Source organism: Candidatus Pantoea gossypiicola (assembly GCF_008632075.1).
In the GTDB taxonomy this organism is placed as follows: domain Bacteria; phylum Pseudomonadota; class Gammaproteobacteria; order Enterobacterales; family Enterobacteriaceae; genus Pantoea; species Pantoea gossypiicola.
Genome location: NZ_VWVM01000003.1, coordinates 220,592 through 246,418, shown reverse-complemented (window position 1 = coordinate 246,418; position 25,827 = coordinate 220,592). Strand labels below are relative to the sequence as shown.

At 53.8% G+C, this 25,827-nt stretch carries 26 protein-coding genes and 1 pseudogene; 15 read left to right on the top strand and 12 right to left on the bottom strand.

Annotation, left to right across the window (positions count from 1 at the left end; genetic code table 11):
* Positions 1-74 precede the first annotated feature (74 nt).
* The 7 genes from F3I20_RS05685 to F3I20_RS05655 all read left to right on the top strand — a co-directional run bounded on the left by F3I20_RS05685 (position 75) and on the right by F3I20_RS05655 (position 9,422).
* Positions 75-1,661: a PTS transporter subunit EIIC gene (locus tag F3I20_RS05685; protein WP_150010288.1), complete on the top strand. Its 1,587-nt coding sequence runs from the start codon at positions 75-77 to the stop codon at positions 1,659-1,661.
* Positions 1,662-1,846: 185 nt separating this feature from the next.
* Positions 1,847-3,391: a methyl-accepting chemotaxis protein gene (locus F3I20_RS05680; RefSeq protein ID WP_150010286.1), complete on the top strand. Its 1,545-nt coding sequence runs from the start codon at positions 1,847-1,849 to the stop codon at positions 3,389-3,391.
* 143 nt (positions 3,392-3,534) lie between these two features.
* Positions 3,535-4,266, top strand: a complete 732-nt coding sequence (locus F3I20_RS05675) for a YoaK family protein (RefSeq protein ID WP_150037089.1) — start codon at positions 3,535-3,537, stop codon at positions 4,264-4,266.
* 1,061 nt (positions 4,267-5,327) lie between these two features.
* A complete protein-coding gene (locus tag F3I20_RS05670) occupies positions 5,328-5,513 on the top strand; it encodes a con-10 family general stress protein (RefSeq protein ID WP_150010336.1) in 186 nt (61 codons plus the stop codon).
* Between the two features lie 228 nt (positions 5,514-5,741).
* Entirely contained in the window at positions 5,742-6,308 is a 567-nt protein-coding gene (locus F3I20_RS05665; protein WP_150010282.1) for a DUF4142 domain-containing protein, read from the top strand.
* A gap of 431 nt (positions 6,309-6,739) precedes the next feature.
* On the top strand, positions 6,740-8,230 hold the full coding sequence (locus tag F3I20_RS05660; RefSeq protein WP_150010279.1) for a sensor domain-containing diguanylate cyclase: 1,491 nt from the start codon (positions 6,740-6,742) through the stop codon (positions 8,228-8,230).
* A gap of 295 nt (positions 8,231-8,525) precedes the next feature.
* A complete protein-coding gene (locus tag F3I20_RS05655) occupies positions 8,526-9,422 on the top strand; it encodes a LysR family transcriptional regulator (protein ID WP_150037090.1) in 897 nt (298 codons plus the stop codon).
* A gap of 5 nt (positions 9,423-9,427) precedes the next feature.
* On the opposite strand, the gene F3I20_RS05650 is transcribed toward F3I20_RS05655, so the two are convergent.
* From F3I20_RS05650 to sapA, 7 genes are all read right to left on the bottom strand, one after another.
* Positions 9,428-10,537 (bottom strand): CMD domain-containing protein, encoded by a 1,110-nt coding sequence (locus tag F3I20_RS05650; protein WP_150037091.1) that lies wholly within the window; start codon positions 10,535-10,537, stop codon positions 9,428-9,430.
* Between the two features lie 217 nt (positions 10,538-10,754).
* The gene (gene fabI, locus F3I20_RS05645) at positions 10,755-11,543 is read right to left on the bottom strand and encodes an enoyl-ACP reductase FabI (protein WP_009090006.1); all 789 of its coding nucleotides are present in this window, start codon (positions 11,541-11,543) and stop codon (positions 10,755-10,757) included.
* Between the two features lie 141 nt (positions 11,544-11,684).
* A complete protein-coding gene (gene sapF, locus F3I20_RS05640) occupies positions 11,685-12,488 on the bottom strand; it encodes a putrescine export ABC transporter ATP-binding protein SapF (protein ID WP_013357993.1) in 804 nt (267 codons plus the stop codon).
* Position 12,489: 1 nt separating this feature from the next.
* A complete protein-coding gene (gene sapD, locus F3I20_RS05635) occupies positions 12,490-13,485 on the bottom strand; it encodes a putrescine export ABC transporter ATP-binding protein SapD (RefSeq protein WP_150010273.1) in 996 nt (331 codons plus the stop codon).
* Positions 13,486-14,376, bottom strand: coding sequence for a putrescine export ABC transporter permease SapC (gene sapC / locus F3I20_RS05630; protein WP_150010271.1), 891 nt, complete (start codon positions 14,374-14,376; stop codon positions 13,486-13,488).
* Entirely contained in the window at positions 14,363-15,328 is a 966-nt protein-coding gene (gene sapB / locus F3I20_RS05625) for a putrescine export ABC transporter permease SapB (RefSeq protein ID WP_150010269.1), read from the bottom strand. Before sapB ends, sapC begins: the two co-directional genes overlap by 14 nt.
* On the bottom strand, positions 15,329-16,951 hold the full coding sequence (gene sapA / locus F3I20_RS05620; protein ID WP_150037092.1) for an ABC transporter substrate-binding protein SapA: 1,623 nt from the start codon (positions 16,949-16,951) through the stop codon (positions 15,329-15,331). It lies immediately after the preceding gene.
* 170 nt (positions 16,952-17,121) lie between these two features.
* Between sapA and F3I20_RS23865 the strand changes: the two genes are divergently transcribed.
* Positions 17,122-17,277, top strand: coding sequence for a hypothetical protein (locus F3I20_RS23865; protein WP_190286152.1), 156 nt, complete (start codon positions 17,122-17,124; stop codon positions 17,275-17,277).
* Positions 17,278-17,291: 14 nt separating this feature from the next.
* Here the strand turns inward: F3I20_RS23865 and F3I20_RS05615 are convergent, their stop codons facing one another.
* The 3 genes from F3I20_RS05615 to F3I20_RS05605 are packed head-to-tail and all read right to left on the bottom strand — an operon-like array spanning position 17,292 to position 18,603.
* Positions 17,292-17,720 carry a hypothetical protein gene (locus tag F3I20_RS05615; protein WP_150037093.1) on the bottom strand — a complete coding sequence of 143 codons (429 nt, stop codon included), beginning with the start codon at positions 17,718-17,720 and terminating at the stop codon, positions 17,292-17,294.
* Complete coding sequence (locus tag F3I20_RS05610) at positions 17,698-18,114, bottom strand: polymorphic toxin type 44 domain-containing protein (RefSeq protein WP_150037094.1); 417 nt, start codon at positions 18,112-18,114, stop codon at positions 17,698-17,700. The genes F3I20_RS05615 and F3I20_RS05610 overlap by 23 nt, the downstream gene beginning before the upstream one ends.
* A 3-nt stretch (positions 18,115-18,117) precedes the next feature.
* Entirely contained in the window at positions 18,118-18,603 is a 486-nt protein-coding gene (locus tag F3I20_RS05605; protein ID WP_150037095.1) for an Hcp family type VI secretion system effector, read from the bottom strand.
* A 442-nt stretch (positions 18,604-19,045) separates the two neighbouring features.
* On the opposite strand from F3I20_RS05605, the gene F3I20_RS05600 reads away from it, so the two are divergent.
* A complete protein-coding gene (locus tag F3I20_RS05600; RefSeq protein WP_150010265.1) occupies positions 19,046-20,281 on the top strand; it encodes an MFS transporter in 1,236 nt (411 codons plus the stop codon).
* A 12-nt stretch (positions 20,282-20,293) separates the two neighbouring features.
* On the opposite strand, the pseudogene F3I20_RS24105 reads toward F3I20_RS05600, so the two are convergent.
* Positions 20,294-20,604 (bottom strand): annotated as a pseudogene (locus F3I20_RS24105) (Hcp family type VI secretion system effector); the annotation flags it as partial.
* A 2-nt stretch (positions 20,605-20,606) separates the two neighbouring features.
* Positions 20,607-21,608, bottom strand: a complete 1,002-nt coding sequence (pspF, locus tag F3I20_RS05590; RefSeq protein WP_150037096.1) for a phage shock protein operon transcriptional activator — start codon at positions 21,606-21,608, stop codon at positions 20,607-20,609.
* Positions 21,609-21,772: 164 nt separating this feature from the next.
* On the opposite strand from pspF, the gene pspA reads away from it, so the two are divergent.
* From pspA to F3I20_RS05560, 6 genes are read left to right on the top strand one after another with little or no spacing between them, the layout of a single operon-like run.
* Entirely contained in the window at positions 21,773-22,438 is a 666-nt protein-coding gene (gene pspA, locus F3I20_RS05585) for a phage shock protein PspA (protein ID WP_098050427.1), read from the top strand.
* A 35-nt stretch (positions 22,439-22,473) separates the two neighbouring features.
* Positions 22,474-22,701, top strand: coding sequence for an envelope stress response membrane protein PspB (pspB, locus tag F3I20_RS05580; RefSeq protein WP_150010261.1), 228 nt, complete (start codon positions 22,474-22,476; stop codon positions 22,699-22,701).
* A complete protein-coding gene (gene pspC, locus F3I20_RS05575; protein ID WP_150037097.1) occupies positions 22,698-23,048 on the top strand; it encodes an envelope stress response membrane protein PspC in 351 nt (116 codons plus the stop codon). Before pspB ends, pspC begins: the two co-directional genes overlap by 4 nt.
* 55 nt (positions 23,049-23,103) lie before the next feature.
* Positions 23,104-23,352 (top strand): phage shock protein PspD, encoded by a 249-nt coding sequence (pspD, locus tag F3I20_RS05570; RefSeq protein ID WP_003853796.1) that lies wholly within the window; start codon positions 23,104-23,106, stop codon positions 23,350-23,352.
* Positions 23,333-24,730, top strand: coding sequence for a YcjX family GTP-binding protein (locus tag F3I20_RS05565; RefSeq protein ID WP_150037098.1), 1,398 nt, complete (start codon positions 23,333-23,335; stop codon positions 24,728-24,730). Before pspD ends, F3I20_RS05565 begins: the two co-directional genes overlap by 20 nt.
* Positions 24,727-25,788 (top strand): YcjF family protein, encoded by a 1,062-nt coding sequence (locus F3I20_RS05560; protein ID WP_150037099.1) that lies wholly within the window; start codon positions 24,727-24,729, stop codon positions 25,786-25,788. Before F3I20_RS05565 ends, F3I20_RS05560 begins: the two co-directional genes overlap by 4 nt.
* Positions 25,789-25,827 lie beyond the last annotated feature (39 nt).

Here is a 25,827-nt window from a genome sequence, read left to right as displayed (position 1 = left end):
AACCGGCTGATAACGGGAGTTCTCCCCACAACAGGCTAATACTTGCTGTTCACACTCAGAGAGGGCGCAACTCCATGAAACAGCTGACCAGCCAGATCCATGCATTTGGCAAAGCGTTGATGATGCCAATCTCGGTCATCGCTGCCGCCGGTATTTTCCTCGGGCTGGCGGCAGCGATGCAGAACCCGGCGGTGACCGGCGAGGCCTTTGCGCAGATGCAGGTGCCGCAGTTAATCATTGGATTTATCCGCAAGGTCGCCGGGGCGCTGTTTGCCAACCTGCCGGTCTTCTTTGCTGTGGCGAGTGCCATCGGGCTGGCGAAAGCGGAAAAACCCACTGCCGCCTTTGCCGCGGTGATTGGCTACATCGTGATGAATGTCGGCATCAGCGCTACGCTGGCGGCGAAAGGGATTACGGCGGCCACTACTACACCGGCCGCGCTGCAGCAGGCGGGTCTGGATCAGACCACGGCCATGATGACCTCAGCGGAATATATCAACATGCTGGGCGTCTTTACCTACAACATGAGCGTGCTGGGCGGGGTGATTGCCGGTCTGATCACGGTGGCGCTGCATAATCGCTTCTATACCCAGCAGCTGCCAACCGCGATCAGTTTTTTTGGCGGACGGCGTTTTGTGCCGATCGTGACCGTGGTCTGTCTGCCGCTGATTGGGGTATTGCTGGCGCTGGTCTGGCCCACCATCGGGCAGGGTATCGCCTGGATTGGCCAGATGATTGGAAAAAGCGGCCAGTACGGCGCATTTCTTCTGGGGGCCTTTGAGCGCATCCTGATCCCCACCGGCCTGCACCATATCCTTAACGAAACCGTGCGCTTTACACCGATTGGCGGGTTGGCGGTAGTTGATGGTCAGACGGTGGTCGGTGCGCTGAACATCTTCAATGCGTCGCTGACCCATCCGGGATCAATACCCGATGAGACGCTGCGCACCGCCACGCAGTTTCTGGCACAGGGCAAGATTCCGGTGATGATGTTTGGTCTTCCCGCTGCGGCGCTGGCAATCTACCACACCGCACGGCCCGAACATAAACAGCGTGTTAAAGCGCTGGTGATGGCGGGCGCACTGACCTCATTTACCACCGGGATTACCGAGCCGCTGGAGTTCTGCTTTATCTTTGTCTCGCCGGTGCTCTATCTGCTGCATGCTTTCCTGACCGGCCTGTCGTTTATGCTGATGTCGATGCTGCATCTGATGATCGGCAATGTGCAGGGTGGTGTTATCGATCTGGTGGTGTTCGGCATGCTGGGCGGCGCGAAAACCCACTGGTGGTGGACGCTGGCGCTGGGCGTCATCTACGCACCGATCTACTACTACGCATTCCGTCTGGTGATCACGCGAATGCATGTCGAGACGCCGGGCCGTGAGTCTGAAGAGGAGAAACCCCAACAGGTCACGGCGGATGAGCGGACGCAGGTGATTATCAGCGGGCTGGGCGGGCAGGCCAATATTGAAGATGTCGATTGCTGCTTTACCCGTTTGCGGGTAAGGGTCAAAGAGATGAATCAGGTGGTCGATCAGACGCTTATGAGCACTGGTGCTAACGGGGTGAATCGCGTCAGCGCCCATGACATTCAGGTAATTTACGGTCCTCAGGTCGAGAAGATCGCTAACGAAGTGAAAATGGCGCTGGGTGTTGCGTAACGACTCTCTCTTCAGGCTTGATGACCAGGCTAACCGTCCGGCGCTCGCGGGCGGTTAGCACATTTCCCTGCACATATACTGAACGCTGCCGTTCCGCTTATTGTAACTAAAAAAAGCACAGCCCTAATGGGCCGCATCTTTATGCCGATATAGCGACTTATCCTCCTTATTTTCGGAACTTCGCGATGTCGTTAAAAAAGTCCTCCCTGATTATCTTCACCTTCCTGCTGGCGTTGTTTCTTACCAGCGTGGCAATCAGTACCTGGCTGCTGATTCAGAGCAATCAATCTTTGAACGCGGTCAACAAAGAGATCCGCGTGGTGCTTTCGGTCATTGACCCGATCAATCACAGCCGTACGCTGCGTGTTCGTCTGATGGAGTACATGAAGGAGATTGAGGGCAGTGACGCCAGCAATCCCGCCACGCTGGACAGCGTGCGGACCGTGGCCGGAAAAGCGGATGCCGCCTTTCAGGCCTACATGAACGCGCCGCGTCTGCCGGGCGAAGAGGCGGAGGCAGATGCCTATAGCCAGGCTTATCAGGCTTATCGTCAGCAGGGGTTGCAGCCGTTAATTGAGGCAGCAGAGGCGCACGATCAGGTGCGTTTTAAAAATCAGATCCCGACCGTGGTTCGTCTTGACCGCCAGTATGAAATTATTCTGGACCGTGTACTGGCCCAGCACGAAACCTACGCCAAAAAGCTCAACAACGACGCACAGAGTCACTTCACTTCGGGTATTACCCTGCTGGGTCTCTTTGGCGTGCTGTTTTTCGGCATCATCATCGCCATTTACATCTTCATGAAGCGCTATGTGCTTTCGCCAATCAATGATGCGCAGGAACACTGTAAGCTGATTGCGGCAGGCGTTCTGGATGCCACCGTGCCAGTGAAACCGGGTTCACGCAGTGAGATTCAGATGCTGATGGGTTCGCTGGAGCAGATGCGCAGCGCGCTGACCGCCATTATTCTGCAGGTACGAGATTCAACCCGCTCAGTCTCCACCGCCTCGCAGGAAATTGCGGCGGGTAACATCGATCTCGCCTCGCGCACCGAACAGCAGGCCGCCGCGCTGACGGAAACCGCAGCCAGCATGGAGCAGCTGGGCGCAACGGTGAAACAGAACACTGAAAACGTCTTTGAAGCCTGCCGTCTGACCAGTGAAGCGGTGAAAAATGCGGAAAGCGGCGAAAAAGTCTCGCAGGAAGTGGTGACATCGATGGCGCTGATTAACGCCAGCTCGAAGAAGATTGAAGAGATCACGACCGTTATCGACAGTATCGCTTTCCAGACTAACATTCTGGCGCTGAATGCGGCCGTCGAAGCCGCCCGTGCAGGTGAGCAGGGTCGTGGCTTTGCGGTAGTCGCAGGGGAAGTGCGTAATCTGGCCCAGCGCAGTGCTACCGCAGCCAAAGAGATTGAGGGGCTGATTGCAGAATCTGTCTCCATCATCCACGCTGGTTCCGATCAGGTCAGCCGGACGGGCGAAGCGATGAGCGCGATTATCTCTTCGGTCAGCCGCGTGAATCTGCTGATGGAGCACATCTCTACCGCGTCTGATGAACAGAGTCGCGGCATCGGTCAGATTGAACAGGCGGTCACCGAGATGGACAGCGTCACCCAGCAGAACTCGGCGCTGGTTCAGGAATCTGCGGCGGCGTCAGCCTCGCTGGAGGAGCAGGTGCAGTACCTGACGCAGTCGGTTTCCACCTTCCGTCTGGCAAACAGCTAATCGGTTTCTTCCGCGCGGCGTCTATGCAGCGCGGAATGCTGTGATGAATAGCGTCAGGCAGAGAAGAGCATGTTTGATTCAGCGCCTTGTGACGGCGGCAGAATGAGCGGATTATACGGTTTTCCACTGAATACGGGGTTTTCATGCTAATCAGCACAGAAAGTGCCCGCAGCATCAGCGCCGATACCCGACTGGCCTGCACGCTTGCCGCTGCCGCAGGCGCGCTGAATACCGCCGCCTTTGAGATTGTCGGTTTCTTTTCAGCTAACATGACCGGAAATATCTCGCTGCTGTCCGATCATCTGGCAAAAGCGAATCTGGGGCCAGGCCTGTTTTTTCTGTCTGTCGTCCTGCTGTTTATTGCGGGCTCAATGTTTTCAACGCTGATGATTAATGCCGGGCACCGCAGAAATATCCGTACTATCTATGCCTTCGTTATCCTGATTGAGGGCATCGCACTGATTACGCTGGGCGTAATCGAGAAACACTTTCCGCCGCTGTCGCCCGGTGTCGTGTTGATCCTGAGTCTGAGTTTTTTGATGGGGCTGCAGAATGCGGTGGTAACGCGGATCTCCAATGCCCGCGTTCGCACCACTCATGTCTCCGGTACGGCGACCGATATCGGAATCGAGCTGGCGATGCTGTTTGAGGTGCTGCGGCGCAAAGCTTCACCAAAAGATGCGCCGACCTGGCTGAGCCGGTTGAGGCTGCATTGCCTGACATTGCTCTCGTTTCTGGCTGGAGGGATTGCCGGTATAGGACTTTACAGATTGCTCAACTATGATTTTTTATTGCCGGTGGGGGCCGGGTTACTCTGTCTGGCGCTGAATGCCATTTTTACCAGGCCAGTAAAATCAAAGGGCATACTTGGTTAAGCAGACAATTATCTCTGCGGCTTATACGCGAACACAGAGGGACCCTGTGGTTAAATAATCTGAGCTATAGCTGAATAATAAGCAATATTTTCTGGTTGGCGCTGTCATCAGGGCAGTAACACCAACACCCTTAAATGTGCTGATGGATAATTAACATCGGCATGACATAATGATTAACCTGGAAAGTGAACTGAGAAAACATCGCCTGCCCGTCAGCGTTCCTTCTTATCTTTGAACGCTCATATAAAAATCAATAAATCATTGAGTTAATGACCCGCTCGGTCATGCCACTATTTTATTGTTTGTCTTTGCCCTAATTATCCCGCTCTGGTTTTTATGCAAGCCCACACTTTCTGCAGAATCCTGAACCATCAGTTTTTTTCATGGCGCTGTAGAGTTACAGAGGGTTTACGTTCAGAGTCTGCAGGCTGGTTTGCATTCTCCTTTGAGTTGGTCTGGCCCAAATTGACTGTAAACACATTCATTCTGCGCTTAAGTTGTATAAAAACCGCGCAATATAAAACCAGCTCTCTGGACAATGTGTAACTGAGTTGCTGCTGTACCAGTGAAACCGGAAACAGGTCCGGTGCTGAAGTTTCAGAGAGCTCAGCCCGTCTGAAGCAGGTTCATCATTCCACAGAATCAGGCACTCTTTAAAGTAAGCGACAGATCGCACACTTTCTTTTGCAGGTTCAGTCGGGATTTTTAAAAACCGTTGCTGCGGTGAAAGTCATCAATATAACAGGCACGGCAGGCGGTACACCCTTATGCCAGCCCATAAATTGATAATGACTGATTAAAATGCCGATGAGGAAAGCGTGGCTTATAAGAATTATCTCAAAAAAAACTTAAATTAATCTGTACAATAATTTATTTTTTGTACAATCTTTATTCCGAAGCTGTTGCTTATGATAGATAAAAATTCTTTTATAAGCGGAACGGAAGGCTTTTTTATTGTTTTTGTTCTGCTGCAATTATCTGTTTATGTTTGTGATTATCTGCAAAGACAACCACGCTTAATGAGTAAACCCTATTTAAAAATGATATATGAGGAAAATAATATGACGAATCATCGGGGCGGAGCAGGTAATTTTGCAGAAAATCCACAGCGTGCAGCGGAAGCGGGAAGTAAAGGAGGCAAGGCCAGCAGTGGAAATTTCAAAAATAACCCTGAGAGGGCGGTTGAGGCCGGGCGTAAAGGCGGCTCGGTCAGTCGAAGAGGTAAGGCGCAGGAGGATCGTGTTTAAAATAAAGAATGGTGTCAGGTTTAATTTAAAGGTGATCTGTCCGAAACCTTCTGCCTGCTTTTTTGTTGTCTGCCTGGGTAATTTGCAGCCATACCGTGGCAGAACAACATTCTGACAGCTTTCTTAAAATCGGTGGTCCACTTTATGGGCCATTACATGTGTTATTTCACGTCGGTACTGAAAAGCGTTATTTGCCATCGGTCTCTTCGTGATATTCAGGAGAATACAATGAAAAAGAATCACTCCCTCAAGTTGCTGGCTATTTCAGCAGTCGTCACTCTGTTCAGCGCTGTCAGCGTACAGGCTCAGACTGAAACGAGCGCCCCGCAGGGCGGGAATGCAGAGCAGACCGTTGCCAAAGGCAAGCTGAGCGCGGGCGATGAAAAAGCGCTGAAAGATATGGCGCAGGCAAATATTAATGAAGTTGCCGCAGCCAGAATCGCGCTGAGCAAAACGCAAAGCGCGGACGTTAAAACGTTTGCTCAGAAAATGGTCGATGATCACAGTAGCGCCCTGACTAAAGTTAAGGCGGTTGCCCGGCAAAAAGGCGTGACACTGCCTGCTGAACCGGATGCTAAACACAAGGCCATAGCCGATAAGCTGGAAAAGCAGAGCGGTAGCGCATTTGACAAAATGTATATGGAAAACGCAGGCGTAATGGACCATAAAATGGTGCTTTCGACGTTGAAGAGTGATGCCGTGAATATAAAAGATCCGGATGTGAAGACACTGGCAGACGAACATACCCCTGTAGTAGAACAGCATCTGAAGTCTGCCGAGCATATGGCGATGTAACCGGATTAACCGGCTAATACGTAATGAAGCCGTCCGGTAAACACCGTGTTGCTGACCGGACGCCTTTTTCAGTACTGGCTGGAAATATCGACTGAGGGGCATCTTTCTTCATGCTGACGTCTCTCTGAAGAAGTTTTTATAGTGGGCCGGACTGACTCCACGCGTGAGCACAGGAGCGCCATAACCCGCTCTGCCTGCTAAGGCCTGCCAGCCCCGGCATTGATCCTTAAACGCCCTTATGACCTGGCTGGCAAGGCTATACCCGGTGCGTTCAGTAACGAAGATAAAAGGAGGTAAGCGATACCGGCTTGCTTGCGATTATTTGATTCATAAATTATTTTTCAGTATCAGCATGGACTGGAAAAATAGCTTTGAAGAAAACACCCGAAAGTTTCAAATCATCCGGTTTGCATAATTCGCTTGGCCGGACCATGACCCTTTTCCTTATGATTACGGTGTTTGCTGTCGTGGTCATCAATATATTTACGCTATGGGGTTCATGGCAGCACAATCAGAAAGTACGTGAAGATGATGCCCGCAACCTCTCTGTTTCGCTGGCTAAACAGGCAGAAGATGCCTTTCTTCAGGTGGATATTACGCTGGCTGATGCCGTCAGGCAGCTCAGCCTGAACGGACTGGAGTATGCGTCAACGCCCGTCTTCGCCTATCAGCTCAAGGAGCAGCAGGGAAAACTGCGTCAGCTTCACGGCCTGTTTATCTATGATGCTCAGGGCAGATGGCTGGCCACCTCGGGCAACTATGCTCCGGCTAAAGGAAGCAACGCCGATCGTGACTATTTTGTCTGGCACCGCACCCATGACGATAGCCGGGTACGGATTGGCCGTGTTATCCGTAGCCGATCAACCGGTGACCTTGTTATTCCGGTATCACTGCGTCTTAACGATGCAACAGGAAACTTTGCCGGGGTGGCGCTGGCGACGGTCAAAGTAGACTATTTCCGGCAGTTCTACAGTTACTATACGCTGGGTGAACGCGATGTTCTGGGGCTGATTCTGGCTGATACATCCGTGCTATATATCCGGCCTTTTCCGGATACAGCCATAAACAAGAGTCTGTCCTCAAGTCCATTGTTCACAACTGTCCTGAAAACATCCTCTAGCGGCAGTGCAACGTGGCGCTCAGCACTGGATGGGGTAGAGCGGGTGTATGGTTACGCCCGTCTTGAGCAGTATCCGCTTATTGTCACTGCAGGATATGACCTCGATAAGATCCATGAAGACTGGTTCGCAGCCAATATTATCGACGTCCTGCTGAATCTGATCCTGCTGGTCATGATTTCAGGTATGGGGATGGTTGTTCTCAGGCAGGTGAAAAAGAACGTAAAGAATCAGCTGGAACTAACACAAATCCGGGATGAACTGACCACAATCAATCATACGCTGCAGTCTCTGGCTCTGATTGACGGGCTCACCGGACTGGCAAATCGCCGCCAGTTTGACGCCATGCTTGACCAGATCCTGAAGCGCTCTCAGAAATCAGGCGAACCTGTGTCACTCATCATGATTGATATCGACTTTTTCAAGCGCTACAACGATACCTACGGGCATGTGGCGGGCGATAGCTGCCTGCAGCGTGTAAGTACCATTCTGAAAGAAATGACACAGCGGCAGGATGCCGTGGTCGCACGCTATGGCGGAGAAGAATTTGCCATTATTTTGCCTTTTACAGGAAAAAACGACGCGAAAAAGGTGGCAGAACGCGCAGTTAACGCCGTCCTTGCTGCCAGGATACCTCATGAAAGCTCTGGCCTTCCGGAACATGTCGTGACCCTCAGCGCCGGATACAGTAGCCTGATTTCAGACGGACATCCAGATGAGGCTCAACGACTCAGGCAACAGGCCGATAAAGCACTTTACGAAGCAAAAAATAAAGGTCGTAACCGTGTCCATGTCCTGATCTGATAGTGAGCCGGAACGCTTCTAAAGCCTTGTTTACCAGAAAGCTCGGTCAGACCTGAGTTGAGAAGGATTCCAGGATGGCTGTTCGCCTGTATGGTTTAACCAATCAGACGCAAACTGATCATTGACTCAATGGCTGCCGGTGCGGGACTCTGCCAGTTTGAAGCATGGCTGCATTAGGCATAAGATAAACGTAATAATGGCAGCAAGTGGGTAATTAAATTTTAATCCATCGTTTAGTGCATAAAAGTATGCCCTTCTGAAATATTAATCTGTAAGTTACTGATGGTAAAAGAACATCGACATTAAACAACTTATTTACCTGTGTAACCTGGAGCGGGAACGTCATTTCGGACGGGCCGCGGAAGCCAGTTTTGTTACACAACCAACACTCTCCATGCGTCTGAAAAATCTCGAGCGCGAGCTGGGCCTGCCGCTGATTAATCGCAGCAACAACTTTGCCGGATTTACGCCCGAGGGCGATCGGGTGCTGGCGTGGGCGCGGGAAATTGTTTCGGTCTATCAGGGGCTGAAGCTGGAAGTGGAATCGCTGAAACATGGGGTGAACGGTACGCTGCGGGTTGGCGTGGTGCCGCAGTGCAGCGTAGCATTGCCGCTTCTGCTGAAAGCCGTGCAGGCGCGCTATCCCCAGCTCGACTATCGCATTGCGGTGCTCAGTGCTGACCAGCTGCTGGAAGCCTTAAACAGCCACACCGTGGATGTCGGCATCGGTTTTTTTGAGATGGCGACCTTGCGGGAGCTTCATTTCCAGACCGAGATGCTGGCCGATCGGGGTGTTGAAGCCATATTCCATCCCGACCATTTCCCGGCGCTGGTAGGAAAAACTCCGCTTACGCTGGACGAACTGGCACAGCAGCCGCTCTGTCTGGCGGAGCCGACGCGCTATTTCCGTCGTTACCTTGATATGGCTTTCCGCGAAGCGACGCTGGTGCCGCGGGTTATCGTGGAGAGCGCCTCTATCATGCAGCTGATGCAGTGCGCGCAGGTTGGTCTGGGGCTGCTGGTTTCGCCGGTCGGTCACCTGCTTCCCGCTTCATTACAGGGATTGCAGCAGCGCGCCATTACGCTGCCGCCGATGGCGCGCCAGGCGGCGCTGGTCATTGCCGAACCTGGCCGGGCCACACCGCTGGCTCAGCACTTTTTTGACGAAGCGCGTGGTCTGTTGCCGATTTAGCGCGGCTAATGCGCTTCGCCCAGTGCGTAAAACAGGCGACTGTTCCAGTTTCCTATCGCGACAAGCTGAATCAGCGCGAACAGTGCCTCAGGCTCCCAGCCCGCCTCCATCAGCGGTTGCAGGTGAGCCGCGCTGAATCGCTCAGGTGAGCGGGTCAGCTGCGCTGCCAGCGCAATAATCTGCTGCTCTTCACCTTGAGATACCTCGTCCACACCGTCGATTAAAACGTCACTCCCGGCCAGCAGCCGGAACGCCCAGCGACTGCCCAGAATACGGGCGGCGGTCGCCTCTGCCAGGGTGTTTTCCTGCGAGAGATGCTGACGCAGCTGCGCCCAGCCATAAAGCGCTGACGGATCGTGAGCCAGCAACCATACCGCATCCTGCATGCCGGGCAAAGACTGACAGCGGGTAACGGCAGCGAGCTGCTCGGCGCTGGCATACCGCAGCTCCAGCGGCTTCAGCACGGGCTGCCAGTGGGCAGGCTGGTCAAAACCGGTGGCCTCGGCGTCGGGTGGTGCTGTGCTGCCCGGTAGCCAGCGTACCGGCTGGGCCTGCAGCGCCTGTAATCCGGCGACGACGCGTGCCTGGTAACTGACAAATCCGATCACCTGATTCAGGGTCACAATATCGGGTTCGGTCAGGCCTACGGCATCCAGAGCGGTGATCGCACTGGCGTTAATCAGCTCAGGCTGCATCGCCAGCAGGCGCGCATACTGCGTAATCTGGGTCAGGCGGTTATTACTCTCGCGTGAAGAGTCAGGGCCGGGCAGCGGATTCAGGCGGGCAGAATAGTGGTTACACAACCGCTGCACACCCGCGACCTGCGCCACGGTCAGCGCGGTGCTGAGGCGGTCGTAGAGGGTTAAGGTGTGCGTCAGCGAGGTGACAACGCGATCGGGAAAAAGCAACTGTGCCAGATCGCGTGCTGCCAGCAGGGCCGGCTGATTCGTGCGCAGCAATGACTGCACCACGGCGTTATCGGTATAGCAGCCCAGCAGGAAACGATCGTCGATATGGGCGGCCTCTGGCACCAGCGGTGCGGCCTGAGCGTTACGTGGACTGGTCTGGCTCTCGTAAAACCAGTGGTTATGGCCCGGGTAGCGGCGTTGTTCCATGATCAATCCTTTTGCAAATTCAGGTTCGGCATGCAGGCGGCACAATCTGAAAATGTGCATAAACCGAAGGGCAGGCTTATCGTCGCTGATGGGCAGTCCGGGACAAAAGAATGATCGGTGATAATTAATAGCGTTACGGTATAACGGCAGCGAAATCAGGCGGGAAGGGCAAAACCGGCGTCATGAGAAGGGCGAGCCAGGCTCGCCCTTACAGAACTTATTTCAGTTCCAGTTCGTTCATTGCGGCGATGCTGAAGCCGCCATCAACGTGTACCACTTCACCGGTAATGCCGCCAGCCAGATCAGAGCAGAGGAATGCTGCTGAGTTGCCGACATCTTCGATGGTAACGGTACGGCGAATTGGGGTCACCGCTTCGCAATGTGCCAGCATCTTACGGAAATCTTTGATGCCTGATGCGGCCAGGGTGCGGATTGGACCGGCAGAAACGGCGTTAACACGCACGCCTTCAGGCCCCATCGCGTTTGCCATGTAACGCACGTTAGCTTCCAGCGACGCTTTCGCCAGACCCATTACGTTGTAGTTCGGGATTGCGCGCTCAGCACCCAGGTAAGAGAGGGTCAGCAGACCGGAGCCTGGATTCAGCATCTCGCGGCACTCTTTCGCCATCGCAACGAAGCTGTAAGCACTGATGTCATGCGCGATTTTAAAGCCTTCGCGGGTAACGGCGTTCACATAGTCGCCATCCAGCTGGTCGCCAGGCGCGAAGCCGATAGAGTGAACGAAACCGTCAAATTTCGGCCAGGTTTTTGCCAGTTCAGTGAACAGCGATTTGATGCTCTCATCTTCTGCGACGTCACATGGCAGCACGATGTCTGAACCCAAATCTTTAGCAAACTCTTCCACACGACCTTTTAACTTGTCGTTCTGGTAGGTGAAAGCCAGTTCTGCGCCCTGTTTGTGCATCGCCTGTGCAATACCGTAGGCGATGGAAAGTTTACTGGCAACGCCAGTAATCAGAATGCGCTTACCGGAAAGAAAACCCATAGCTGTAATCCTTATGGTCATTGTAGTTGGCGGCCGCGTGGTTAAAAAGTAAGCGACCGACGTTAATCGACGTGCGGATTCTAGCACGTCTCTCATAAATCAGGTAAATCGGCCCGCAATTTCCGCGATATGCAGCAAAAATCAGCGCTCGCGCCGCCAGGCTTCGGCACTCAGGGCTTCGCCAAAATGGCTACTGATCAGGCGTCGGGTCAGATCGTGCAGCGGGGAAGCGAGTACATCAGCCGTGCCGCCGCGCTCGACCACTTCGCCCTGATGCATCACCAGCACCTTATCGCTGATATGCTTCATCATGCCCAGATGCTGAGTGACGTAAATGTAGGCGATTCCGTGTTTCTCCTGCAGTTCCAGCATCAGATTCACCAGCTGGGAACGCATGGTCATATCCAGTGAGGCCAGCGCTTCATCGGCCACAATCACTTTAGGTTGCAGGATCAACGCGCGCGCCAGACCCAGACGCTGTTTCTGCCCGGGAGCCAGCATGTGCGGATAATATCCGGCATGATCACGCAGCAATCCCACCTGGCGCAGGGTGGCGATAATGCGTTTCTCGCGCGCTTCTGCATCCAGTTCGGTATTGAGTCGCAGCGGAAATTCCAGAATCTGACTGATGCGCTGACGCGGATTGAGTGAGGTTGAGGGATCCTGAAAAATCATGCGGATGCGCTGACTGCGATAGCCATAATCGCCAAAAGTCAGCGGATGATCGTCAATCAGAATCTCACCTTCGGTTGGCGCGATCATGCCGCTGAGCATCTTCGCCAGTGTGGACTTGCCAGAACCGTTTTCACCGATAATCGCCAGCGTCTGTTTTTCGCGCAGGGTAAAACTGACCGACTTCACCGCTTCAACGTGCTGACGCCGGAACAGGCCGGTGCGATAGCGAAAGGTTTTACTCAGGTTGCGCACTTCCAGCAGGGTCTCCATGCTACTGGCCCTCCATATTCAGCGGGAAATGACAGGCGAAGAGATGTGTCTTACTGCCGGTGAGGCGCGGCGTTTCAACACATTTGCGCTGCGCGTAAGGGCAGCGTGGGCCAAGACGGCAACCAATCGGCAGGCTCTCCAGCGACGGGATGGCACCTGACAGCGTATTGAGACGGCTTTTGTGCGGCAGCGCGCGGCCAAAGTCGGGCATCGCCCTAATCAGCGCCTGCGTATAAGGATGGTGCGGCGTAGTCATTAAATCTTCGCTCTGAGCGGTTTCCACCGTCTGACCGCAGTACATCACATTAATGCGGTCCGCCCACTGACTCATGGTGCGCAGGTCGTGGCTGATCAACAAAATAGTGGTGTTGTTATTCTGGTTCAGACGGCTCAGCAGGCGGAATATTTGCGCCTGCGTCGTGGGCTCCATAGCATTGGTCGGTTCATCGGCAATCAGCAGGCGCGGCTGATTCGCCAGCGCAATGGCGATCATCACTTTCTGGCACTCGCCTTCGGTCAGCTCATAGGGGAAGCTGCGCATGATGTCTTTATGATCCTTAATACCGACGCGATGCAGCAGTTCGATAGCACGGGTTTTACGCCAGAACCAGAAGCGTTTCAGCCACGGCCCTTTATAGGTCCAGCGCGGGATCACCTGCATCAGCTGGCGACCGATACTTTCGGAGGGATCAAGACAGGATTGCGGCTCCTGAAAGATCATCGAGACGTTATGCCCGATAATGCGGCGGCGCTCGCGCGGAGACAGGCGCAACAGGTCCACATCATCAAATACCATGCGATCGGCGGTCACGCGCCAGTTATCGTTGGTTACGCCGCAGATAGCTTTGGCGACCAGGCTTTTACCGGAGCCGGATTCACCAACCAGCCCCCGTATTTCACCTTCGCCCAGCGTCAGATTGACGCGGTCAACCGCTTTGACCGGCCCGTCAGCGGTCATAAATTCAATGGTCAGATTACGGATATCAAGTAACGGCATTTATTCCACTCCCGCTTCGACGGCGCGACGGATGCCGTCACCGAGCAGGTTAACAATTAATACGCTGACCATCAGCGCCACACCCGGCAGCATCACGGTCCAGGGCGCAACGTAGATCAGCTCCAGCGAATCGCCCAGCATCGCACCCCATTCCGGCGAAGGCAGTTGCGCGCCAAGGTCAAGAAAGCCGAGTGCGGCAATATCCAGAATCGCCATCGACAGCGCGCGGGTAATTTCGGTAATCAGTAACGGTAAAATGTTTGGCAATATAGCGTAGCGCAGAATATTACGGCCACGGGCACCGTCCAGGCGTGCGGCAACCACATACTCTTTTTCCAGCTCATCATGCACGGCACTGTAAATCTCGCGCACCAGGCGTGGCATCAGTGCCAGCCACACCGCCAGCAGCGCATGCTCAAGACGCGGCCCGAGAAACGCCACCACGATAATCGCCAGCAACAGCGACGGAAGAGAGAGCAGGGTGTCCAGCACGTGATTCATCACCGCCGAGCGAATACCGTGTGTCATGCCCGCCAGCACGCCCAGCACCAGCGCGCCCAGCGTAGCGAATAGCGTCACGAGAATCGCGGAACCCACCGTCGGGCCGGCACCACTCAGCAGGCGACTCAGTACGTCACGGCCCAGATCGTCGGTACCCAGGAAAAACGAGACATCGCCGTAGCGCGACCATGACGGCGGCAGCAACTGATAACCCAGGAACTGCTGGTCGATACCATAAGGTGCCATCAATCCACCAAACAGGCAGAGCAGCAGCAGTGCACCAAATCCATACAGGCCGACCATCGAAATGGGATTACCATAGAAATGATGCCAGCTCTGACGAAACGCGCTGGGCAGGCGTTTTTCGGCGTAGATATTATCGGAGGGCATACCATTCCTTATGTTTCAGCGGATTCATTGCCGCACCAATCACGTCAGAAATCACATTTACCAGAATAACCAGTCCGCCAATCACCATGACACCGGCTGAGATCGCAGCATAATCCTGCTGACGAATCGCGTTGATCAGCCAGCGGCCCAGACCCGGCCAGTTAAAGACCATTTCGGTTATCATCGCCAGCGTCAGCATGGTGGAGAACTGCAGGCCCAGACGCGGGATGACGGGCGGTAACGCGTTGTGCAACACGTGGCGGCGAATGACCGTAAAGCGCGAAAGACCGCGTGTCGCCGCCGCTTTGACATAGTTTTTATCCATCACATCGCTGGTGCTGTTGCGCAGCAGGCGGATCACTTCTGTCGTTGGCGCCATCGCCAGCACCAGCACCGGCAGAATCAGGTGGTACAGAGCGCTGACAATCATCTCATGCCGCCACGGTGAAGGACTCAGCCAGGCGTCAATCAGCGCAAAGCCGGAGATATTCTGCACCGGATAGAGCAGGTCGTGACGTCCCGATACCGGCAGCCAGCCAAGGGTCAGCGAGAAGAACAGCGTCAGCAGCAGTGCCAGCCAGAAGATGGGGGCAGAGAAGCCGACCAGTGCCAGCGCACTGATGGTTTTATCCTGCCATTTATTGCGCATCACACCGGCGCAAATCCCCAGCGGGATACCGACCAGCAGCGCAAACAGAAATGCCAGGATACAGAGCTCCATGGTGGCCGGGAAAACCTCACGCAGCTGCAGCCCAATTTCCTGACCGTTGGTGCTGGAGACGCCGAAATCAAACTGCAGCATCCCTTTGAACCAGAACCACCAGGCATCAGAGAGCGCAGCGCCCTCCAGCGGGGCGTTAGGGGTAAAGTAGCTCAGACTGAAGCTGACCAGCGACAGCAGGAACAGGGTAATGAGCAGCAGCAGCAGGCGGCGCAAAATGTAGATGATCACTTACTTACCCTCATCAGCTTCACGATAAACCCCGGCAAACGAGGCGTTGCCAAACGGACTCAGTACCAGCCCTTTGATGTCATGACGAAATGCCTGCAGTCTCAGAGAGGAGGCCAGCGGCAGCACCGGTAACTCCTGCGCCAGAATCTGCTGCGCTTTGTCATAACTGTCGATGCGGCCAGAGAGTTGTTGCGATAGCAGAGCATTCTGCAGCGTTTCGTCGAAAGCCGGAGAGCACCAGTGCGCGTAATTGGTCTGCGAGCGAATCGCCGCACAGCTGAGCAGCGGGCGGAAGAAACTGTCCGGATCGTTACTGTCGGTAGCCCAGCCTGACAGCGTCAGATCGTGATTCATCGCCATCAGTTGCGCCTCCTGAAAACGGCCCTCAACCGGCACAATGGTCAACCGGACACCAACCTGCGCCAGATCCGCCTGTAGCAGTTCGGCGGTTTTGAGCGGGCTGGGATTCCACGACTGTGAGGCGGCAGGCACAACCAGCCTCAGATGAAGGTCGCTGATGCCGAGTGCGGCCAGCGCGGCGCGGGACTTTTCCGGATCGTAGCCGGTAATACGCGCATCATTGTCATAAGCCCAGGACGCGCGCGGTAATATCGAAGCGGCCGTTTCAGCAGTGCCGTAATAGATCGACTCCATCAACCGCTCATTGTTGATGGCCAGCGCCAGCGCATGCCGCACTTCAGGGCGGTCGAGCGGCGGTTTACGGGTATTAAAAGCCAGATAGGCGATGTTCATACCGGGACGCAGTGTCATCCGCAGGCGCGGGTCATCGCGCAGTATGCTGAGCTGGCTTGCAGCGGGATAGGCAAGTACATCGCATTCACCGGTTAACAGTTTGGAGAGACGACCGGTTCCGCCGGAGCCAAGATCGATCACCGCCTGTTGCAGACGCGGTACCCCACGCCAGTAGTGAGGATTGCGCGCCAGACGGATGTACTGACCGGTGCGATATTCACTGAGCTGATAGGGACCGGTGCCCACTGGCTGACGATCCATCTCTTCCTGACGGCCCTTAGCGGTGAGCTGGCCGGCATACTCTTTCGACAATACCGGCGCATAGTGGGTCGCCATATGCCACAGGAACGAGGCATCCGGGCTGTTAAGCCTGAACTCAACCGTTCTGTTGTCGATCTTCTTCACGCTCTGTACGGAATCGGCAAATTGCAGACTATCAAAGTAGGGGTAGTTACCGCCGTTGACGTTATGCCAGGGGTGATGACGGTCAAACATCCTTGCGAAGCTGAATACCACATCGTCGGCGTTCAGCGGCCGGGTCGGGCGAAACTGATTGGTCTGCTGAAACTGGACGCCGCTGCGCAGATGAAAGCGATACGTCGCGCCGTTATCGCGTACTTCCCAGCTCGACGCGAGATCGGGCTTAAGACGATAGGTGTAGGGATCGACATCCAGTAAGCGGTCATACAACTGTGCTGCCAGCGTATCGACAGTCAGCCCGCTGCTGGCCATCTGTGGATTAAAGGTGTTCAGCGTGCCGCTGACGCAATAGACAAAGCCGGTCTGACGTATATCACCGGCAGGCGCAGACCACGCAGGGGCACTTAACGCGCTGAGGCCAAGCAACAGCGAACATAGTAGTTTTGACATAGAACTCAACGATTTTGAGGCATTAACCAGAGTGTATCGTAAAGCAGGCAGAGTCCCAAAACCTGCAACCGCTGACAGACTGATTTTCGTCATAGCGAAACGAAATGTGCATACAAACGGTGTGGTAATGAGAAAAATTCTCAATAACTGCTTTACAGATGATAATAAGAATGATTATTATTCACCTGCACTTCGACGGTGGCTCTGCCGAAGAAGAGCACGACATTGCTCACATTGCTTCCAGTATTGTTGCCCGTCTTTATGGCGGGCTTTTTTTTGACTGGTGTGTTTCAAGGGACAGGTATGAAGGGCAGGATCCCCCTTGAGAGAACCGGCGGTCTTAAAAGGGAGAAGCGGTGAGGAACACCGGAACGGCATAGATCACATCGTTGATACGAATGCCAGGTGAACTATGAAATGCGAAAATTTCGCCTTTAACCGTCAAATAGACCGCCTTGTCCTGAACACGTTTAAAGGCGTTACCATCAGAGGTGATCAGGAAAGGTTGTAGGTTGTTGGCCAGACTTTCTTTGAAAGACTCATCGCTTCTGGATGCGTCGTAGAGATAATAACGAAATGAGAAGTCAGTTGTGGCCCCCGCACTGGCTTGGGTGATGTAAAGGCTAACGCGGCTACTAACGTTAACTTTCCTGATGATCGACTGTTCAAGCGGTGACAACTGTGACAGCCGCCAGCCTGCCAACGCGAGAATCATCATTATCAGAACCAGTAATAGCGTACGCTTTTTAAAAACCTGCGCGTTTTGCATAGTCTATCCCTGCTTTTATCCAGTATTGATCGTCAGGGTCATCGCCAAAAGGAGAGGCGCCATACCAGACATTAAATTCCTCTCTGCTGGTTCCGGCCCGACTTTGCGCCCAACCGGCTGCGCGAAGAAGAACAATTTCCTTTATTCCAGCGGCATGACCCACAGCACCGTAATGAAAGTTACCAAAATGCTCATATTGATTCCCATGCTGAAATTTGTAATCCCATGGTCCATGTCCTTTTACCTGGTTATAAAACCAGACATATGTCAGGGCTGAGGGTCCTCTGTGAAAACGTGCAATCATCATATTATTTATTAACGAAACTCCAGCTGGAGTAAATGACATAACATCATAAGGTGGTGTTGGAGACGCAGCTAAGGAAGGATATCTCATGATTTATGATTTCACATTCCAGCTATCTGAAAAAATGATGTTACCATCACAATGCTTCCAGGTTATTTTTTCGTAAGCAAACTCAACGCATTCGAGATGATTGTGTTTTTCTTTTTCGGGGTCTTTTGTGTCATGCATTATGGGCGAGATCCCGACAATTTTGACATTTTCAAGCAGTATGTTGAAATATTCTTCCTCCTCACCTGCGTGGTTGATATTATACCATTTAAACTCGGCTGACTTTAATGTTTGCCCGGTAGCTACGGCCTTATACAGATAGGGCGAAGATGAATCGAACTCCTTTTGAACGATAATGGGTGCATGTTTTCTTGTGCCTGTTGGCTTGCCTGTCATTGAATCAGTGGGCAGTCTTAAGTTATGAGAAAAACCAGTTACTTCAATGCTACCCTCTCTATCTCTTACATCTACCGAACCTTTGATGCTTGTTCCACCATCATCTTTTAGCCAGAGGTACGCTGGGATAGCCATAGTAAAAATCCTTTCAAGTGTGAAGTTATTTCCCTTTAGCACTGATAGTTAATCCAGAATTTGAATTTTTCGCAAATGCATATTGAAAAAATAGAGCGCATGATGATTGAGATCAAGTTTTAGTTAGTGCTTATGTATTGTTCGGTGCTTTTACGTGCCACTGTTGTGTGATGAGAAAAGGAATGGATTAACGCATTCATTTCAATCTGCATTAAAAATTACTTCAATCATTAAATTTTCTGTTTTCATGTTTGCGTCATTATATTTAATTTTACTCAGATGCTAATCATAAATGTTGGCCATGCTTTTCATTCAAATATTAAATGAGTTAATCTCGACTGTCGCTCCATGTACCTGATATGGGGAGAATGTAATGCTATACTTAACATTTATAGAAACGCAGTTATCATAAGCCTAACCTCCGGCCATCACATTCCTGACAATGAATAAATTCCAGAAAAACGCTCAGGCTTTTCAGCATTCATCCTTTCGTTATCTCTTTTTCGGACGTCTCTTCACCGTACTGGGCAATGGAATTGCTCCCATTGCGCTGGCCTTTGCAGTACTGGACATTGGCGGCTCTGCTTCTGACTTAGGGATGGTAGTGGCGTCCCGCTCACTGTTCAACGTTCTGTTTCTGCTGGTGGGGGGTGTCATTGCCGATCGCTACTCACGCAGCCGGGTATTAGTCGTATCGGCGCTGGTTGCCGCTGTTTCTCAGGCTTTTGTTGCATGGTCTGTGCTTGAGGGTTCAGCCTCTGTCATTAGCCTCACCTTACTAGGCGCTCTGAATGGTGCGTCAGCAGGCATCGCTCTGCCAGCTTCGTCTGCGCTGGTTCCACAGGTCGTGCCTGCCAGGCATCTGCGTCAGGCCAACGCTTTGATTCAGCTCGGTGTTTATGGCGGCACGGTGATGGGAGCATCGCTGGGCGGTGTTATCACCAGTGCTGTCGGACCGGGTTGGGGACTGGCAATTGATGCCCTGGGCTTTGCCGCTTCTGCGCCCCTTTATTTCTTCATTCGTGTCAACGCAGAGAAGGCCGGAACCTTGTCGGGCAATATCCTGCAGGATTTAAAAGAGGGGTGGGCGGAATTTGCTGGCCGAAGCTGGATTTGGTCGATAGTCGTCCAGTTCGCTGTTATCAACGTCGCTTTCAATGGCATCGTCGTGGTACTGGGCCCGATGATTGCTGACGCCTCATTCGGACGCACACAATGGGGGATAATTGTAGCTGCCCACAGTGCAGGGTTAATCGCTGGTTCTTTACTGGCCATGAAATGGCATCCACGTCGCGATCTCTTCACTGGCGCTATGCTGGCAGGACTTTACGCCCTCCCGATATTTATGCTGAGTCAGAATGCAACAGCAATATGGCTGATAGCAGGGTTCTTTATTGCCGGCACTACATTAGGTCTGTTCGGCGTAATATGGGCGCACTCCTTACAGACTCATATTCCACCGGATAAACTCGCCCGCGTCTATGCCTATGATGCAATGGGTTCTTTTATTGCCATTCCCTTTGGACAGCTGGTAGCGGGTCCGCTGGCAGCAAAATATGATATGAGCAATGTGCTGCTGATGTCAGCGCTGGCCGTAATCATTGCTACGGCTGGCGTCGGACTGGTTCCCGCCGTCCGACAGCCTGAAAAAATGGGCGTTCAGCCGCGCAGTCTGTAAAAGATATATTTGTTAAGGCCTGAACAGTCTGATATCGGACTGATTTAACATCTTAAGCGCAGGCCTTCTGTTCCATGCATCTGAGTAGTGAATATTACCATCGATTATTTTCCTGGTAATTTTTTCAACCTGCAGACTCACATTTTCGATGTGATTCTTTCTGTCGTTATCCGCTAATTTCACATTCGGGACGCCGCAGTTGACGCCGGTCATTTTTACATTTTCATCAGGACGCTGTAATAGCAGATATCCTGACCGGCATCGTTGATGTGGTAAAACATGATCTCTGCGCTTTCGCGTGCCTGACCGGTCGCGGCAGAACGGATTAACTCTCCGCTTTTATATCGTGTTTCTTCATCATTGCGCGTAGCTGATGGTAAGTGACGCCTAATAATCCGGCAGCGCGGCGCTGGTTATAACGAGCCTGGTGCAGACTGGCATCGACCAGATCCCGCTCCTGCTGATTCTGCCATTGACGCAGATCCAGCGGCAGTTCAGGCAGGCCGCCACTCTGCGTCTCCTGGCTGGACCGCGGGAGCAGAACCGGTTCAGAGCGTGAAGCGAACGGATTGATAATGACATTATCCAGTGGCAACTCGCTGCTGTTATGACGATAGACGGAGCGCTCAACCACGTTTTTTAGCTCGCGAACATTGCCGGGCCAGTGGTAATCAAGCAGGGCCTGCTGCGCCCTGGCGGTAAAGCCGGGAAACAGCAACAGGCCAAGCTCGCGGCACATCTGGATAGCAAAATGTTCGGCCATCACCAGGATATCACTGCGCCGTTCGCGCAGTGGCGGCAACTGAACCACATCAAAGGCAAGACGATCCAGTAAATCGGCGCGAAATTTTCCTGCCGCCGCCAGGGCGGGCAAATCTTCGTTGGTGGCGCAGACCAGCCGTACATTAACCTGCAGGGCATGATTGCCGCCTACGCGCTCCAGCTGCCCGTACTCAATTACCCTGAGCAGTTTTTCCTGCACCAGCATCGGTGCGGTTGCCAGCTCATCCAGAAACAGCGTGCCGCCGTCAGCACGTTCAAAACGTCCCAGATGGCGCTTCTGTGCGCCGGTAAAGGCACCGGCTTCATGACCAAACAGCTCAGAGTCGAGCAGATTCTCATTCAGCGCGGCGCAGTTCAGTGAAATAAAGGGTCCCTGCCACCGGTCAGAAAGATAATGCAGCCGGCTGGCGATCAGCTCTTTACCCGTGCCGCGCTCGCCAATCACCATCACCGGTTTCTCAAGGGAAGCCAGTTTTGAAACCTGCTCCAGTACCTCAAGAAAATTATTAGACTCACCCAGCAGATTATCATTTGTGCCTGTCATGATGAATTTCGCCACCCCTTAATCATTTTGACTATCTTAAAGCAAGGTGAAAAAACTGTAAAGTTTAAAAGTGTTTTAAAATCAACAATATATAAAGTTGGCACGCATATTGTATTAAACAGGCAGGGCTTCACGTTTTAAAACATTAAAAGAGGAACATCATTATGGGTATTTTTTCTCGTTTCGCTGACATCGTAAATGCCAACATTAATTCCCTGCTGGAGCGTGCGGAAGATCCACAGAAACTGGTCCGCCTGATGATTCAGGAAATGGAAGACACGCTTGTCGAAGTGCGCTCCACCTCTGCACGGGCGCTGGCTGAAAAGAAACAGTTGTCACGCCGTATTGAGCAGGCAGAGCTGCAGCAGGCTGACTGGCAGGAAAAAGCGGAGCTTGCGCTGCGCAAAGACAAAGATGATCTGGCCCGTTCGGCGCTGATTGAAAAACAGAAACTCACCGACCTGATCGCCTCCCTGAAACAGGAAGTGGGCCAGGTTGAAGAGACGCTGGAACGCATGAAAGGCGAAATCAGCGAGCTGGAGAAAAAACTGAGCGAGACGCGTGCCCGTCAGCAGGCGCTGACCCTGCGTCATCAGGCGGCTTCTTCATCACGCGATGTGCGTCGTCAGCTCGACAGCGGCAAAATCGACGAAGCGATGGCTCGGTTTGAGTCTTTTGAACGTCGCATTGACCACATGGAAGCGGAAGCTGAAAGCCACGGTTTTGGTAAACCGAAAACCCTGGACCAGCAGTTTACTGACCTGAAAGCGGATGATGAAATCAGCCAGCAGCTTAATGCGCTGAAAGCCAAAATGAACCGCAGTGAGTAATCATCGACGTTGCGATAAGTGATTAAGGAGAGTCAATGAGCGCACTTTTTCTCGCCATACCGCTAACGATCTTCGTGCTGTTTGTCGCACCGATCTGGTTATGGCTGCATTACAGCAACAAACGCAACGGCGGTTCGGAACTGTCGCAAAGCGACATCCAGCGGCTGCAGCGCGTCACGCAGGATGCGCAGCGGATGCGTGAACGTATTGATGCGCTGGAAGCGATTCTGGACGCTGAGCATCCCAACTGGAGGCAGCCATGATGAAAGGTCGTAAGTTATGGCGCAAGCCTGATGAAGGCAAGCTGATGGGCGTCTGCGCGGGTCTGGCAGAGTATCTCGACATCCCGGTTCGCCTGCTGCGGGTTATTGTGGTGTTATCGCTGTTCTTTGGACTGTTTGTCTTTACGGTGATCGCGTACTTCGTGCTGGGTTTTGTGCTGGATGAGAAGCCTGTCAATGCCAGTGACGGCGAGCGCCAGCCAACCGCCAGTGAGTTGCTGGATCAGCTGGAGAGCACCCTGCAACGGGATGAGCGCAACGTGCGCGACCTGGAGCGCTATGTCACGTCTGAAACCTTCAGCGTACGCAGCCGCTTCCGTCAGATTTAATTCTGCTATTACCGGGCCTGTTTCAGGCCCGAACGCTGGCTCAATGGAGGTGTTAATGTCTTTTTCGCGATCCACTGCTTTTCGTCACCGCGCGGCACCTGCATTGAAGTCGGCGGCTAAATTCATCATTATCAATGCTGTTACCTACGGTCCCGCTGGTGTGACTGGCTGGGCGGTGAAATCGGTAGCGCGACGCCCGTTACGTCTGCTGCTGGCTGTGGCACTTGAGCCACTGCTGAAACGCGTGATGAACCGGGTGGCATCGCGCTTCATCAGGGAGAACGATGAAAAGACTGCAAACTGAATTAGTGGCGTTGATGAACCGTGGCGTCGATCGCCACCTGCGACTGGCGGTCACCGGCTTAAGCCGCAGCGGTAAAACCGCCTTCATCACCTCACTGGTTAATCAGCTTTTAACGGTTCACAGCGGCGCTCGTTTGCCGCTGTTTTCCGTTGTACGGGATGAGCGTCTGCTGGGCGTAAAACGGGTGCCGCAGCGTGACATGGGCACGGCGCGTTTTACCTACGACGAAGGCCTGGCTCAGCTCTACAGCTCGCCACCCGCCTGGCCCACGCCAACCCGCGGCGTCAGCGAAATGCGTCTGGCGCTGCGCTACCGGCCCAACGATTCACTGCTGCGCCACCTGAAAGAGACGGCGACACTCTATCTTGAGATTGTCGACTATCCCGGCGAATGGCTGCTGGATCTCCCGATGCTGGCGCAGGATTACCTCGCCTGGTCCCGACAGATGAACGGTCTGCTGCAGGGCGACCGCGCTGAGTGGGCTAAACCGTGGCGCGCACTCTGCGAAAAACTCGACCCGTTGGCACCCGCTGATGAAACCCAGCTGGCGGAAATTGCTGCCGCCTGGACCGACTACCTGCATCGCTGTAAAACGGAAGGCTTACACTTTATTCAGCCTGGTCGCTTCGTACTGCCCGGCGATATGGCCGGTGCGCCCGCACTGCAGTTCTTCCCCTGGCCGACTTCTGATGAGGCGCAACTGACTAAGCTGGCGCAGGCCGACAAAGGCAGTAACTTCAGCATGTTGCAGCAGCGGTTTCACTACTATTGTCAGCATGTGGTCAAAGGCTTTTATAAAAATCATTTCCTGCGTTTTGATCGCCAGATTGTGCTGGTTGACTGCCTGCAGCCGCTGAATAGCGGCCCCCAGGCGTTCAATGATATGCGACTGGCACTTACGCAACTGATGCAGAGTTTTCATTATGGTCAGCGCACGTTGTTCCGCAGGCTGTTCTCACCGGTGATCGATAAATTACTGTTTGCCGCCACCAAGGCGGACCATATTACCAGCGATCAGCATGGCAACATGGTCTCCCTGCTGCAGCAACTGGTGCAGGATGCCTGGCAGAATGCGGCGTTTGAAGGCATCAGTATGGACTGCATCGGGCTTGCGTCAGTGCAGGCGACACAGAGCGGGCTGGTCGATCATCGTGGCGAGAATATCCCGGCCCTGCGCGGTCATCGTCTGGCGGATGGCGAGCCGCTCACCGTCTATCCTGGCGAAGTGCCGCCGCGCCTGCCCGGTAATGCGTTCTGGCAGCAGCAGGGCTTTCAGTTTGAACAGTTCCGGCCGCAGCAGCTCGACGTCGATCGTCCGCTGCCGCATATCCGCATGGATGCCGCGCTGGAATTTTTATTAGGAGATAAATTGCGATGAGCGATCCGCTGAAGCCGCGTATCGATTTTGCCCGTCCGCTGGATGAGAGCAGCACGACGCCGCTGCGCCCGGCGCAGACCTTTGAAGCAGAAGCGCAGGCTGCGTTTCTGGCGGTGCAGGATGAAGATGCCGCCGTTGAAGAGGAGGGCGCAGGTGAACGGGCGGTAGAAGCCGCGCTGAAGCCTAAGCGCAGCCTGTGGCGCAAAATGGTGACAGCAGGCGCGCTACTGTTTGGCGTCAGCGTGATGGCGCAGGGTGTACAGTGGACGCACGATGCCTGGCTGGCCCGCGACTGGTTTTCGCTGGGCAGCGGCGTGGCAGGTGGCCTGATCGTCCTGGCAGGTGTGGGCGCGCTGACCACCGAGTGGCGTCGCCTCTATCAGTTGCGTCAGCGCGCAGAGGAACGGGATGTGGGCCGCGAGCTGCTGCACAGTCATGGCATCGGCAAAGGCCGCGCATTCTGCGAAAAGCTGGCGCAGCAGGCGGAGCTGGATCAGGCGCATCCGGCTCTGCAGCGCTGGCATGCTTCACTGCATGAAACCCACAATGACAGTGAAATTGTCCGTTTATATGCGCAACTGGTGCAGCCAGTGCTGGATCGCCAGGCGCGACGCGAGATCAGCCGTCATGCCGCTGAAGCCACACTGATGATCGCGGTCAGCCCGCTGGCGCTGGTGGATATGGCGTTTATCGCCTGGCGTAATCTGCGGCTGGTCAATCGTATTGCAGCAATCTATGGCATTGAGCTGGGCTACTTCAGCCGCATCCGGCTATTCCGTCTGGTGCTGCTTAATATGGCCTTTGCCGGGGCGTCCGAACTGGTGCGGGAAGTGGGCATGGACTGGATGTCGCAGGATATCGCCGCCCGGCTTTCTACGCGGGCTGCGCAGGGTATTGGTGCAGGTTTATTAACCGCAAGACTGGGCATCAAAGCGATGGAGCTTTGCCGTCCGTTGCCCTGGCTGGAGCAGGATAAGCCAAGGCTCGGCGACTTTCGTCGTGAGCTGCTGGGCCAGTTGAAAGAGGCGCTGCATAAGGGCGGCAATAAGTCAGCCTGAATCTCTGATGGACAACAGAGGCGGCCTGGCCGCCTTTTT